Below are 11,601 nucleotides of genomic sequence, written 5' to 3' on the forward strand. Positions count from 1 at the left end.
GCTCCTATATGTACGGCCTGTCCGACGGCGAGATGCCGAACCTCAGCCCCTGCCGTTGAAGACGGCGGACGCCTGCCGCCCGGCCGGGCCGGGCGAGACGCGCACGCAATCGCGGCCGCCGCCCTTGGCCCGATAGAGCGCCTCGTCGGCGCGCCGCAACAGATCGGAAAAGCCCTCGCCCGCGCCGAGTTCGGCGACGCCGAAGCTGGCGCTGCAGCGGTGCTCGGCCGGCAGGCTGTCGATCGGCAGGGCGCCGAACGCGCTGCGCGCGCCTTCGGCGAACAGCCGTGCGGCCGCGAGATTGGTGCCCGGCAGGATGATGGCGAACTCCTCGCCGCCGATGCGCCCGGCGACGTGATGGTCGGCCGCCGCCTCGCGCAGGAAACCGGCGAAGGTCTCGATCACCCGGTCGCCGCAGGCGTGGCCGAAATTGTCGTTGATGCCCTTGAAATGGTCGAGGTCGGCGATCACCAGCGCCACCGGAACGCCACGGCGCGCGGCATCTCTCAGGGTGATTTCGGCATGGCGCTCGAAGCCGCCGCGGTTGAGCAGCCGGGACAGCGCGTCGGTTTCCGATTTCGACGTCGCCTCGGCCAGCACGTCGCGCACCAGTATGGCCAGCGCAAGCAGCGCCAGCGCCAGGCCGAACACGGTGCCGAGCGATTGCGACACCAGCGCGTAGCTCGTCTGCACATAGGATTGCGGGTCGGCGCCGCGGCCGCCCAGCGCATGCGCGATGAAGGGCTTGGAGGCGAACTGCAGCGCGCTGGCCGTCAGCACGCCCATCAGTATGGTGTCGAGCCGCTCGCGCCTTTGCCTGGACGACCAGACGATGCCGAGCGCGGTGAACTGCATGACGGCGTAGGGAAGCTGATAGGCCATCATCGCGGTCAGCGACTGGCGCGGCAATTCCTGCACGAGATAGACCCCGACGGAAGCGATGGCCAGGAAGAGCAGCATCGGCCACCATGGCGGTGCCACGCCGTATTTGTGGGCAAGGCCGCCATTGAAGACGATGGTGGCGCCGAGGAAGACGGCAAAGGCGGCGACGACCGGGAGCCGGGCATTGTCGAAGGCGGGGATGACGAATTCGAGGGCGAAATAGACCATGCCGATCATGTAGCCGAAGGCCAGCCAGCGCGCCGACACCCGGTTTTTGTCGTAGATGGCGATCGTCATGAACGCCGCCACCAGCAGTCCGGCGACGAACAGGTTGATCACGAGTATGACGTCCGCGCTGCCCATGGTTCAAAAACCCCCGCCGACAGCAAAGCATCGACGGGCGAAAAAGACGTTAACGACGGGTCATGATCGGGCTGCTTGGCCTCACCCGACGCCGGCGGGCTCCGGCACGAACACCGTTTCCGGCCGCTCATAGGATAGCCGCACGCTGTCGCGGCCGTTCTTCTTGGCCTTGTAGAGCGCATCGTCGGCGCGGCGCATCAGCGGCGCCAGACCCTCGTCGCCGGTGCGGGCGGCGACGCCGAAACTCGCCGTCACACTGACGCCGCGCGGCAGGCTGGCGACGCCGCCGGCCGAATAGAGCGAGCGGATCGCCTCGGCGAACAGCCGCGCCGAAGCGAGATCGCACAACGGCAGGAGCACGGCGAACTCCTCGCCGCCGATGCGGCCGGCAGCACCGCGCGTGCCCGTGGCGAAGCTCAGCTTGGCGGCGAAGTCGGCGATCACCCTGTCGCCCACCGCGTGCCCGTGCCGGTCGTTGAGTGCCTTGAAGTGGTCGAGGTCGGCAAGCACCATGGCGACGGGGAATTTCGCCTTGGCGCACTGGTCGAGCAGCAGCGCCGCCCGCTCCTCGAAACCGCGGCGGTTGAGCAGGCCGGACAGCGGGTCGGTATGGGTCTCGGCCTTCAGAGCCTTCATCACGTCGAGTGCGGCCGCCGAAAACAGGGAAAGCGCGATCAGCAGCGACAGCAGCGCATGCGACAAGAGCGCCGTCGTCCAGTAGGACGAGCCGTAGAATCCGTCATAGCTCGGGAACGGCCCGTGCGCGATGACGACGATCAGGGTTCGGACGACGAAGTTCAATCCCGACAGCAGCGACAGCACGAACAGGATCTTTTCCGTCGGACCGTTGCCGCGCACCGTGCGCAGTTCGGCGGCGACCAGCAGGCTGAGGGCGCCGAAACCGAAATTCATCGACAGGATGCGCCAGGTGAGATCTGGCTGCACGAACATGAACCATGAAAAGGCGGCGAGCCCGCCGCCGGTGGTGAGTGCGATCCCGATATAGGGGACGCGCCGCCCGTAGCGCGCGACGATGGCGCTGGAGAGGCAGCAGGCGGCCGCCGTGAAGCATATGTTGGAGACAAGCTTGGTCAGCACCATCCCGACAGGAAGCGTGAAATACTGGAACAGGAAGCCGGGGGCCGACAGGCAGTAGCTCGCAGCCAGCACCGCCAGATAGGGGCGATGGCGCTGATGGAACCACAGGACGAGGAACGCCGCGCCAAGCGCCAGCGCGATCGTCGGGTTGAGCAGCGCTATGAGCAGACCCGTGTCCAAACGACTGTGATTTCCCCGCTTAGTCAGGGAAGATGCTAAAGCGCAAGCCCAAACAAGCGGTTAAGCCAAGGCCGCTTTGCCGAAAAAACCGGCGGCGTGGGCAAAGAAGAACCCCGAACCATCGGGATGGTTCGGGGTCTGCTTGGGTTCTGTATGCGGTAGGTCGCGGCCGCCTATTTCCAGTCGCGGATGTCGACGAAATGGCCGGCGATCGCTGCCGCCGCCGCCATGGCCGGCGACACCAGATGGGTGCGGCCCTTGAAGCCTTGCCGGCCCTCGAAATTGCGGTTCGAGGTCGAGGCGCAGCGCTCGTGCGGCTTCAGCCGGTCGTCGTTCATGGCGAGGCACATCGAGCAGCCCGGCTCGCGCCAATCGAAACCGGCGGCGAGGAAGATCTTGTCGAGACCCTCGGCCTCCGCCTGTTCCTTGACCAGGCCGGAGCCCGGCACGATCATGGCGTTGACGCGCGGATTGACTTTTCTGCCCTCGACCACCTTGGCGGCCGCGCGCAGATCCTCGATGCGGCCATTGGTGCACGAACCGATGAACACGCGGTCGAGCTGGATGTCGGTGATCCTGGTGCCGGGCGTCAGCCCCATATAGTCGAGCGCGCGCAGCTTCGAGGAGCGCTTGTTCTCATCGGTGATCTCTTCCGGGTTGGGCACGAAGCCCTGCACGGAGACGACGTCCTCCGGCGAGGAACCCCAGGAGACGATCGGCGGCAGCTTCTGCGCGTCGAGCACCACCACCTTGTCGAAATGCGCGCCTTCGTCGGAATGCAGCGTCTTCCAGTAGGCAAGGGCCGCGTCCCACGCCGCGCCCTTCGGCGCGCGCGGCTTGTCCTTGACATAGGCGAAGGTCGTCTCGTCCGGCGCGATCAGGCCGGCTCGCGCCCCGCCTTCGATCGACATGTTGCAGATCGTCATGCGGCCTTCCATCGACAGCGCACGAATCGCCTCACCGGCATACTCGATGACATAGCCGGTGCCGCCGGCGGTGCCGATCTCGCCGATGATGGCAAGGATGATGTCCTTGGCGGTGACGCCTTCGGGCAGCGTGCCGTCGACACGCACCAGCATGTTCTTGGCCTTGCGCTGGATCAGCGTCTGGGTGGCCAGCACATGCTCGACTTCCGACGTGCCGATGCCATGCGCGAGCGCGCCGAAGGCGCCGTGCGTGGAGGTGTGGCTGTCGCCGCAGACGATGGTCATGCCGGGCAGGGTGAAACCCTGCTCCGGGCCGATGATGTGGACGATGCCCTGGCGGATGTCGTTCTCGGAATAATAGTCGATGCCGAAATCCTTGGCGTTCCGGGCCAGCGCCTCGACCTGGATGCGGCTTTCCTCGTTCCTGATGCCGAACTTGCGCTCGGGCGAGGTCGGCACGTTGTGGTCGACCACGGCCAGCGTCTTTTCCGGATGCCGGACCTTGCGGCCGCTCATGCGCAGGCCTTCGAAGGCTTGCGGGCTAGTGACCTCGTGGACGAGGTGGCGGTCGATGTAGAGCAGGCAAGTGCCATCGTCCTGACGGTCGACCAGATGGTCGTCGAAAATCTTGTCGTAGAGGGTGCGCGGTGCGCTCATGTGCGTAAATCCGTCGATATGAAAAGGGGGAGAGTAGACGCCGGCAGTCCGGCGCCACGACTGCGATCAGTCGGCCTGGCTAAGTCGGCTGGTGAGCGCGCCGCAGACGCGCGCGGCAAATCGCGACGGCAGGCGCTTTCTGTCCTGCAGCACGAAACTTTTATAAGCCGGATCGCCGAAAAGCTCTTCCATGGCGCTGCTCATATCAATGTTTTGCCTTTTCGGCAATTGCGGGCGGCGGTGCGGCTTTCCCTTCCCCCTTGTGGGGAAGGTGGATCGGTGCGCAGCGCCGAGACGGATGATGGGTGTTGGGAGGAGTGCCGTCATCCGACCTCGCTTCGCGAGGCCCCTTCTCCCAGGGGAGAAGGGGAAGAGGGCGGCGCTCACATCACTTCAAACACAAACGTCTTCACCAGCGCTTCCGGATCGCCGATCGCGTAGCAGCGGAACCACAGACTTTGCTCCACGGCTCGCCATTTCTTCGCCTGCTCCAGTTCGTCGAACACCGCATGGAAGCCGCCGCTCTCGAACACCTGGTCGCGCACGGTGAAGATGGCGTGGCCGCCGCTCTTCGTGATGCGCACCAGCTCATGCAGGCCGGAGGCTGGCGCGTGGCCGATGGTGAAGACGCCGGTCGAAAAGAAGGCGCGGAAATGGTCGTCCGGCCAGGGCAGCTGCCCGCCGAGCATCCCCTTCTTCAGCTCGCCATAAGCCTGCCGACTGCCGGCGAGCTTCAGCATGTCGTCCGAAAGATCTAGCCCAGCGATGTCGCCATAGCCCAGTGCCTTGAGCGACGGGCCGGAGAGGCCGGTGCCGCAGCCGGCGTCGAGCAGCGGACCTTCGCCGACAGGCACGTGGCGCGCCACCCAGGCTGTGATCAGGAAGGGGAGCAAATAACCGAGCGAGGCGGTCTCGCTGTCATAGGTCGCGGCCCACTCGGCATAGGCCTTGGCAAGCGCTTCCGGCGTGTCGGCCGTGTAGACGGAGTCCAGCGCCGCATTGGCCTTGTCGAAATTCATCGATTGTCCTCCTCCGCTACCGCGCGGCGAGGATCGTAGCGCGGTCTTTGGCGGGCGGCTATTGCTGGTGCTGGCGGCGCAGCCGTTTCTCGAGCCCCCTCAGCGCCAGCGACAGGCCGACCGTGAGGATCAGATAGATGTAAGCGACGATGGAATACGTCTCGAAGAAGCGGAACGAGCCGGCGGCGTAGATCTTGCCCATCTGGGTGATGTCGGCGACGCCGAGCACCGAGACCAGCGAGGAATCCTTGACCATGGCGACGAAGTCATTGCCGAGCGGCGGCAGGATGGTGCGGATCGCCTGCGGAAAGACGATGAGCCGGAAGCGCTGCGCGCGCGTCAGCCCCAGCGCCTTGGCCGCTTCGATCTGGCCCTTCTCGACCGACTGGATGCCGGCACGGAACACTTCGGAGATGAAGGCGGAATAGCCGATGGTCAGCGCCATGATGGCGCGCCACAGAAGCGAGACGTCGCGCACCTGCAATTCGCCGAGATAGCCGGCGCTCTGCAGCGGCGCTGTCAGCGCGTTCCACGCCGCGACGAAGGCCGGCGCGCCGGCGAACGCGATCCAGAACAGCAGCACCAGGATCGGCACACCGCGGATGATCTCGACATAGAAGCGGGCGATCTGGCGAAGCAGCCGCGAGCTCGACAGCCCCATCAGCGCGATGCCGAGCCCGATCGCCGAGGCCAGCGCGAAGGCGACCACGGTGACGAAAACGGTGATGCCGATCCCCTTGGCGACCGTGGCGAAGACCTGGGCGTAGAGGTCGCTGGAAGCGATGAACAGAGCGGCGACCAATGCGAGGACGAGGGCGGCTGCCAGCCACCAGGGGAATTCGGATTTGGCTGCAGAAGCGGACGGCGCAGGCATCAGCTGGCACCGCTGGTGTAAGAATCGCGAAAGGCTGGCGCCAAGGCCCCCCTCTCTGGCCTGCCGGCCATCTCCCCCTTAAGGGGGGAGATCGAACTTCGCGTTGGCTTTCGCCAATCACCAACGTTGAATGAAGAGCACCGTCGGCGGAGCTGCCAATCTCCCCCCTTGAGGGGGAGATGCCCGGTAGGGCAGAGGGGGGTGCCTGGGCGCAATGTCAGCGTGATTTCTCGCAAATGCACCACCCTCAACAAAAGTGCCTACTGCCCCATCTTGTAATCAAGGAACCACTTCTTGTTCAGCGCATCGAGCGTGCCGTCGGCCTTGAGCGAGGCGATCGCGGCGTTGACCGGCTTCACCAGGTCGGATCCCTTGGGGAAGATGAAGCCGAAATCCTCGGTGCCGAGCGGCCCGCCGATGAGCTTGAGCTTGCCTTCGGAAGCGTCGACATAGCCCTTGCCGGCGGTGCCGTCGGTCAAGACGACGTCGACGTCGCCGGATTTGAGTGCCTGTACGGTGGCCCCGAACGTCTCGAACAGTTTGATGCGCGGGTTCTGCTCATTGCCGTCTAGCACGCTGTAGACGGCGGTGTAGAAGGGCGTCGTGCCCGGCTGCGCGCCGATCAGCCCGTCCTTGAAGGCGCCGAAACTCTTGGCGTCGGTGAAGCGGCTTTCGTCGCCGCGCACCAGCATGAACTGCTCCGAGCGCATATAGGGGTCGGAGAAATCGACCTTCTCCTTGCGGTCGTCCTTGATGGTGATGCCGGTCATGCCGATGTTGTACTGGTTGTCGGAAACCGCCTGGATCATCGCATCCCAGGAGGTGTTCTGGTACTCGACCTTGAAGTTCAGCCGCTTGGCAATCTCGTCCATCGCGTCATATTCCCAGCCGATCTGCTTGCCGGTCTTGGAATCGATGAACTGCAGCGGCGGATAGGCGTTTTCCGTCACCACCACCACCTTCTTGCCGCCGAGGTCGGGCAGCGTCTCGGCCAATGCGGCGACAGGCGCGAGAAGGCAAGCCAGCAGGGCTGCCAGCAGCAGTTTCGATTTGGTCATGACACGCTCCCAGAAACTTGAAACGCCCGGCGAATGTGCCGGGCTTGCAGGAAAAATCCGGCGCCGACTTTAGCTTTCCGCAAGCGCCTTGCAAGCCGATCCGCTGCGCGGATGGGCACCAAAGTGGATTCCCGTGCTCTCAACGACGTGGTTTTGGAACGTATCGGGGTGGATCGATTATTCCGTCGCTTCCGAGCTCGACTTGCGCATCTCGGCGACAAAGCGAGTGAGCACACCGTGCAGGGATCGCAGCTCGCCGACCTCGAGTGGCAATTGGCATGCCAGGGCGGCAGGCACCCTGGCTGCCCTCTCGCGCAGGGCCTCGCCCTTGGCCGTCGGCTCGACCAGCACCCGGCGCTCGTCGGCCACATCGCGCCGACGGCTGACGAGGCCGCTGGCTTCCATCCGCTTGAGCAGCGGCGTCAGCGTCGCCGAATCCAGGCCTAGCGCCTCGCCAAGCGCGCCCACCGTGCTCGGCGCGCGCTCCCACAGCACCAGCATCGCCAGATATTGCGGATAGGTGAGGCCCAGCGGATCGAGCAGCGGCCGGTAAAGCTTGGTCATCAGCCCGCTCGCTGAATAGAGCGCGAAGCAGAGCTGCTGATCCAGCCGCGGAACGGCAATCGCCCCGGCTCTATCCGCCGGGACGTCGCTGACGGTCGCTGTGATCTCTGTCGTCATGCTGCCTTTGCCGGAAGCGCCACGGTCGAAAGCGCCACCTCGATATTGCCCCTGATGGCGTTGGAATAGGGACAGATCTGGTGCGCCGCCGATACAAGCGCTTCCGCGCCCGCCGGATCAAGGCCTTTCGTCTCCGCCGCCAGCGACACGCCGAGCCGGAAGCCGCCCTGGTCGTTGGGATGGAGGCTGACGGTGGCCGTCACCGCGGCGTCTTCGAGCGGCAGCTTCTGCTTGCGCGCGACGAAGCGGATCGCGCTTTCGAAGCATGCGGCGTAGCCGGCGGCGAAAAGCTGCTCCGGATTGGTGGCGCCGCCCTGCCCGCCCAGCTCTTTCGGCATCGCCAGATCGACCTTGAGCAGGCCGTCGCTGGTTTCGGCGTGGCCGGCGCGGCCGCCGGTGACGCGAGCCTGAGTGGTGTAGAGTGCAGACATGTGTGGTCTCCTGTTATTTTGTACACGATTATTTAGTGTACAAGATAGTTTGTCGTCAACGTCCGCGCCCGGATTTTTGGACGGAAAGCCTTCACGGCTACGTGAACGTGTCCAGGAAACGAAAAAAGGCGGCCGAGGCCGCCTTTTCCAGAAACGATTGGTTGAAAGCCTTACTCGGCCGCGGCTTCCGCGGCCTTGGCGGCCTCGGCGGCGGCCTTCTTCTCGGCGGCGTCCTGCGCTGCCTTCTCGGCGGCCAGCGCCTCAGCGGCGGCAACCTTCTCGGCCTCGATGCGCGCCTTCTCGGCGTTCAGCGCATCACGCTCATCGTCGTTCAGCTTGCGGGCGCGCACACCGGTGTTCTCCGAAATGCGGGCCGACTTGCCGCGACGATCGCGCAGGTAATAGAGCTTGGCGCGGCGCACCTTGCCGCGGCGCACGATCTCGACGCCCTCGACCATCGGCGAGTAGACCGGGAACACGCGCTCCACGCCTTCGCCGTAGGAAATCTTGCGGACGGTGAAATTCTCCTGGAAGCCGGAGCCGGAACGGGCGATGACGACGCCCTCATAGGCCTGGACGCGGGTACGAGTGCCTTCGGTGACGCGCACCTGGACGCGCACGGTGTCGCCGGGCTGGAATTCGGGAAGCTTGCGCTTGGCTTCGATCTTGGCGGCCTGTTCGGCCTCGAGCTGACGGATGAGATCCATCTCAAATATCCACTTCTTGTTCTTCCGACAGTCAGAGCGTCCTCAACTCGCCTTGCAGTTCCATCGACCGCTTGGCTATGCCCTCTGTCCAACATAGGACATCGGGCAGGGACGGCTACACCGCCATTGTTGACGGGTTCCGAAAGATCGTTCTTCCGGTTCGGGCGGGCACATACAGCTATTTTGACGCTTTGTCACGCCTTGGCCCTGTCTTTTTTGGCCGCATGCCATCACGCAATTGGCTCCGGCGGGGTTGCGCCGGCCCTCCCAGCTTCCTAATCCGGAGAAAACAATCCTCTCCGGCGGCGTCCTGATGTCTGTTTTCGACGCGATCCTGCTCTTCCTGTCGGGCTTTGTCTCAGGCGCTGCCAATGCGGTCGCCGGCGGCGGGACCTTCATCACCTTTGGCGCCATGACGCTGGTCGGCGTGCCGCCGATCGTCGCCAATGCCACCTCCTCGGTGACCCAGTTTCCGGGCTACATCACCTCGACGCTCGCCTATGCATCCGACATTAGGCATTTCTGGCGCCAGGCATTGCTGCTCTGCCTGATCTCGGCCCTCGGCGCACTGGCCGGCGCGCTCATTCTTCTGGCGCTCGACAACCCCTCGTTCCGCACGCTCGTGCCCTGGCTGCTGCTTGCGGCCACCGCCCTGTTCGCCGCCGGGCCGTGGCTGAAGCCGGCGCCGAAGCCCGGACACCAGCCGACCGTCGGCTGGCTCGCCGGTTCGCTCGTCCAGTTCCTGACCTCGATCTATGGCGGCTTCTTCGGCGCCGGCATGGGCGTCATGATGCTGGCGACACTGGGCCTGACCCAAGCCGGCGACTACCACCGGCTGAACGCGATGAAGAACATGCTGGCGGTGGTCATTGCCGCCATTGCCATCCTGGTCTTCGTCTCCGGAGGTGTCGTCGCCTGGCCCCAGGCGATCGTCATGATTCCTGGCGGGGCGCTCGGCGGCTATGCCGGCGTCTGGATCGCCAAGCGCGTGCCGCAGAACGTCGTGCGCGGCTTCGTCGTCGCCGTCGGCCTGTTCCTCGCCTTCTACTATTTCACCAAGGGCTGAGAAATCCCGAAGAGTGGGACCCGGTTTTCGGAAAAGATCATGGTCAGATAAAGAGAAGGACGATCCGCTCGAGCTACCGGGGCGGATCGTCCGCCAGCAGATCCGGCCGCCGCTCCTTGGTCAGCTTCTCTGCCTCGGCCCGCCGCCATTCTGCGATCTTTCTGTGATTGCCCGAGATCAGCACATCGGGAATCGGCCGGCCCTCGAACTCCTGCGGCCGCGTATAGTGCGGATGTTCGAGCAGGCCGTTCTCGAAACTCTCTTCTTCGCCGGAGACCGCATTGCCCATGACGCCCGGCAAGAGCCGCACCACGGCATCGAGCAGCACCAGCGCGGCCGGCTCACCGCCCGACAGGATGAAGTCGCCGACCGAGACCTCCTCTAATCCCCGCGCGTCGATCACCCGCTGGTCGACGCCCTCGAAGCGGCCGCACAGGATCACCGCGCCAGGCCCGGCGGCAAGCTCGCGCACGCGGGCCTGCGTCAGGGGTTTTCCGCGCGGGCTCATCAAGAGGCGGGCGCGCGCATCACCCGGCGGCGAGGCATGGTCGATGGCTTTCGCCAGCACGTCGGCGCGCATCACCATGCCGGCGCCGCCGCCAGCCGGCGTGTCGTCGACGGTGCGATGCCTGTCGGTGGCGAAATCGCGGATCTGGATCGCCTCAAGCGACCATGTGCCGGCTTCCAGCGCCCGGCCGGCCAGCGATAGGCCGAGCGGACCGGGAAACATCTCCGGATAGAGCGTCAGCACCGAGGCAACAAAGCTCACCGATTGCCCCCGGCGTCCTTCGGTCCGCGCGGCCGGCCCTTCGGGTCGAAGCCGTCGCGGCCGGGAGCGGCCTGGCCATCCTCGTCTTCGACCAGCCCCGCCGCCAGCGGATCGACGCGGACGAACCCTTCGGCGACCGACACCTGCGGGACAGCGGCCTGGGTGAACGGAATCAGTACGCCTTTGCGGCCGGCAAGCGTCACGTCGAGTATGTCGCCACCGCCGAAATTGTGCACGGCGACGACCTTTCCGATGGCCGCGCCGGTGTCGTCCCTGACCTCCAGCCCGATCAGGTCGGCGTGATAGAACTCGTCCTCCTCGCCGTCGTCAGGCAGCACCGAACGATCGACGAACAGTTCGGTGCCGGAAAGCGCCTCGGCGGCATTGCGGTCGCTGATACCCTTGAAACGCACCACCACGACGGTGTTGGCGGGCCGGATGTCGATGATCTGGAAGGCGCGGCCGTCCTTGGCATAGAGCGGCCCGTAATCGGCGAGCGCCAGCGGATCGCCGGTGAAGGTCTTCACCCGCAGCTCGCCCTTGATGCCATGTGCGGCGCCGATCACGGCCAGCTGGACGGGGTTCTGGGGCTTGGTCATGGCGCGACATCCTTTGCCCTGCTCTAACCCTCCCCAGCCGTCATTTCAATGATCGCCCGGCGTCATTCCAATGATCGCCTCTTCACCGCTTCCTAACCCGACTGGCGGACAATGCCGCCATGCAGGAATTCCTCATCCCGGCAAAGCCCGACCTCCAGGCGGCGCGCGAGAACTGGCTGAAGATGCTGGCGCGCGAACGGCGGCTGTCGCCGGAGACGGTGGAAGCCTATGAGCGCGACACGCGCCAGTTCCTGCATTTCCTGACCGGCCATTGCGGCGGCCCGCCCGGCA

The 11,601-nt window shown here is 65.3% G+C and carries 14 protein-coding genes; 2 read left to right on the top strand and 12 right to left on the bottom strand.

What is annotated here, in order from left to right; translation table 11 throughout:
- Window positions 1–42 precede the first annotated feature (42 nt).
- The 10 genes from EN781_RS12490 to rplS all read right to left on the bottom strand — a co-directional run bounded on the left by EN781_RS12490 (window position 43) and on the right by rplS (window position 8,876).
- The gene (locus tag EN781_RS12490; protein WP_126057477.1) at window positions 43–1,245 is read right to left on the bottom strand and encodes a GGDEF domain-containing protein; all 1,203 of its coding nucleotides are present in this window, start codon (window positions 1,243–1,245) and stop codon (window positions 43–45) included.
- Between the two features lie 81 nt (window positions 1,246–1,326).
- Window positions 1,327–2,523, bottom strand: coding sequence for a GGDEF domain-containing protein (locus EN781_RS12495; RefSeq protein WP_126057476.1), 1,197 nt, complete (start codon window positions 2,521–2,523; stop codon window positions 1,327–1,329).
- 173 nt (window positions 2,524–2,696) lie between these two features.
- Complete coding sequence (leuC, locus tag EN781_RS12500; protein ID WP_126057475.1) at window positions 2,697–4,106, bottom strand: 3-isopropylmalate dehydratase large subunit; 1,410 nt, start codon at window positions 4,104–4,106, stop codon at window positions 2,697–2,699.
- A 66-nt stretch (window positions 4,107–4,172) separates the two neighbouring features.
- The gene (locus EN781_RS12505) at window positions 4,173–4,310 is read right to left on the bottom strand and encodes a hypothetical protein (RefSeq protein WP_189347521.1); all 138 of its coding nucleotides are present in this window, start codon (window positions 4,308–4,310) and stop codon (window positions 4,173–4,175) included.
- Between the two features lie 179 nt (window positions 4,311–4,489).
- A complete protein-coding gene (locus tag EN781_RS12510; protein ID WP_126057474.1) occupies window positions 4,490–5,125 on the bottom strand; it encodes a class I SAM-dependent methyltransferase in 636 nt (211 codons plus the stop codon).
- Between the two features lie 58 nt (window positions 5,126–5,183).
- Window positions 5,184–5,999, bottom strand: a complete 816-nt coding sequence (locus tag EN781_RS12515) for an amino acid ABC transporter permease (RefSeq protein ID WP_126057473.1) — start codon at window positions 5,997–5,999, stop codon at window positions 5,184–5,186.
- A 260-nt stretch (window positions 6,000–6,259) separates the two neighbouring features.
- A complete protein-coding gene (locus tag EN781_RS12525; RefSeq protein WP_126057472.1) occupies window positions 6,260–7,057 on the bottom strand; it encodes a transporter substrate-binding domain-containing protein in 798 nt (265 codons plus the stop codon).
- A 177-nt stretch (window positions 7,058–7,234) separates the two neighbouring features.
- Window positions 7,235–7,738 carry a MarR family transcriptional regulator gene (locus EN781_RS12530; RefSeq protein ID WP_126057471.1) on the bottom strand — a complete coding sequence of 168 codons (504 nt, stop codon included), beginning with the start codon at window positions 7,736–7,738 and terminating at the stop codon, window positions 7,235–7,237.
- A complete protein-coding gene (locus tag EN781_RS12535) occupies window positions 7,735–8,169 on the bottom strand; it encodes an organic hydroperoxide resistance protein (RefSeq protein WP_126057470.1) in 435 nt (144 codons plus the stop codon). Before EN781_RS12535 ends, EN781_RS12530 begins: the two co-directional genes overlap by 4 nt.
- A 170-nt stretch (window positions 8,170–8,339) precedes the next feature.
- Entirely contained in the window at window positions 8,340–8,876 is a 537-nt protein-coding gene (gene rplS, locus EN781_RS12540) for a 50S ribosomal protein L19 (RefSeq protein ID WP_126057469.1), read from the bottom strand.
- Between the two features lie 313 nt (window positions 8,877–9,189).
- On the opposite strand from rplS, the gene EN781_RS12545 reads away from it, so the two are divergent.
- Window positions 9,190–9,942: a sulfite exporter TauE/SafE family protein gene (locus tag EN781_RS12545; RefSeq protein ID WP_126057468.1), complete on the top strand. Its 753-nt coding sequence runs from the start codon at window positions 9,190–9,192 to the stop codon at window positions 9,940–9,942.
- Between the two features lie 73 nt (window positions 9,943–10,015).
- Here EN781_RS12545 and trmD read toward each other — a convergent pair whose 3' ends face one another.
- Entirely contained in the window at window positions 10,016–10,711 is a 696-nt protein-coding gene (gene trmD / locus EN781_RS12550; RefSeq protein WP_126057467.1) for a tRNA (guanosine(37)-N1)-methyltransferase TrmD, read from the bottom strand.
- Entirely contained in the window at window positions 10,708–11,310 is a 603-nt protein-coding gene (gene rimM / locus EN781_RS12555; protein WP_126057466.1) for a ribosome maturation factor RimM, read from the bottom strand. The genes trmD and rimM overlap by 4 nt, the downstream gene beginning before the upstream one ends.
- 119 nt (window positions 11,311–11,429) lie before the next feature.
- Between rimM and EN781_RS12560 the strand changes: the two genes are divergently transcribed.
- Window positions 11,430–11,601 (top strand): site-specific integrase (locus EN781_RS12560; protein WP_189347519.1); only part of this gene is annotated, 172 nt, incomplete at its 3' end.

This window comes from Mesorhizobium sp. M4A.F.Ca.ET.090.04.2.1 (assembly GCF_003999085.1).
Lineage (GTDB): Bacteria > Pseudomonadota > Alphaproteobacteria > Rhizobiales > Rhizobiaceae > Mesorhizobium.

Bases quoted from the DNA above. Each gene is read 5' to 3' on its own strand.
- EN781_RS12490 (WP_126057477.1), bottom strand. From the start codon at position 1,245: ATGGGCAGCGCGGACGTCATACTCGTGATCAACCTGTTCGTCGCCGGA.
- leuC (WP_126057475.1), bottom strand. From the start codon at position 4,106: ATGAGCGCACCGCGCACCCTCTACGACAAGATTTTCGACGACCATCTG.
- EN781_RS12505 (WP_189347521.1), bottom strand. From the start codon at position 4,310: ATGAGCAGCGCCATGGAAGAGCTTTTCGGCGATCCGGCTTATAAAAGT.
- EN781_RS12510 (WP_126057474.1), bottom strand. From the start codon at position 5,125: ATGAATTTCGACAAGGCCAATGCGGCGCTGGACTCCGTCTACACGGCC.
- EN781_RS12515 (WP_126057473.1), bottom strand. From the start codon at position 5,999: ATGCCTGCGCCGTCCGCTTCTGCAGCCAAATCCGAATTCCCCTGGTGG.
- EN781_RS12525 (WP_126057472.1), bottom strand. From the start codon at position 7,057: ATGACCAAATCGAAACTGCTGCTGGCAGCCCTGCTGGCTTGCCTTCTC.
- EN781_RS12530 (WP_126057471.1), bottom strand. From the start codon at position 7,738: ATGACGACAGAGATCACAGCGACCGTCAGCGACGTCCCGGCGGATAGA.
- EN781_RS12535 (WP_126057470.1), bottom strand. From the start codon at position 8,169: ATGTCTGCACTCTACACCACTCAGGCTCGCGTCACCGGCGGCCGCGCC.
- rplS (WP_126057469.1), bottom strand. From the start codon at position 8,876: ATGGATCTCATCCGTCAGCTCGAGGCCGAACAGGCCGCCAAGATCGAA.
- EN781_RS12545 (WP_126057468.1), top strand. From the start codon at position 9,190: ATGTCTGTTTTCGACGCGATCCTGCTCTTCCTGTCGGGCTTTGTCTCA.
- rimM (WP_126057466.1), bottom strand. From the start codon at position 11,310: ATGACCAAGCCCCAGAACCCCGTCCAGCTGGCCGTGATCGGCGCCGCA.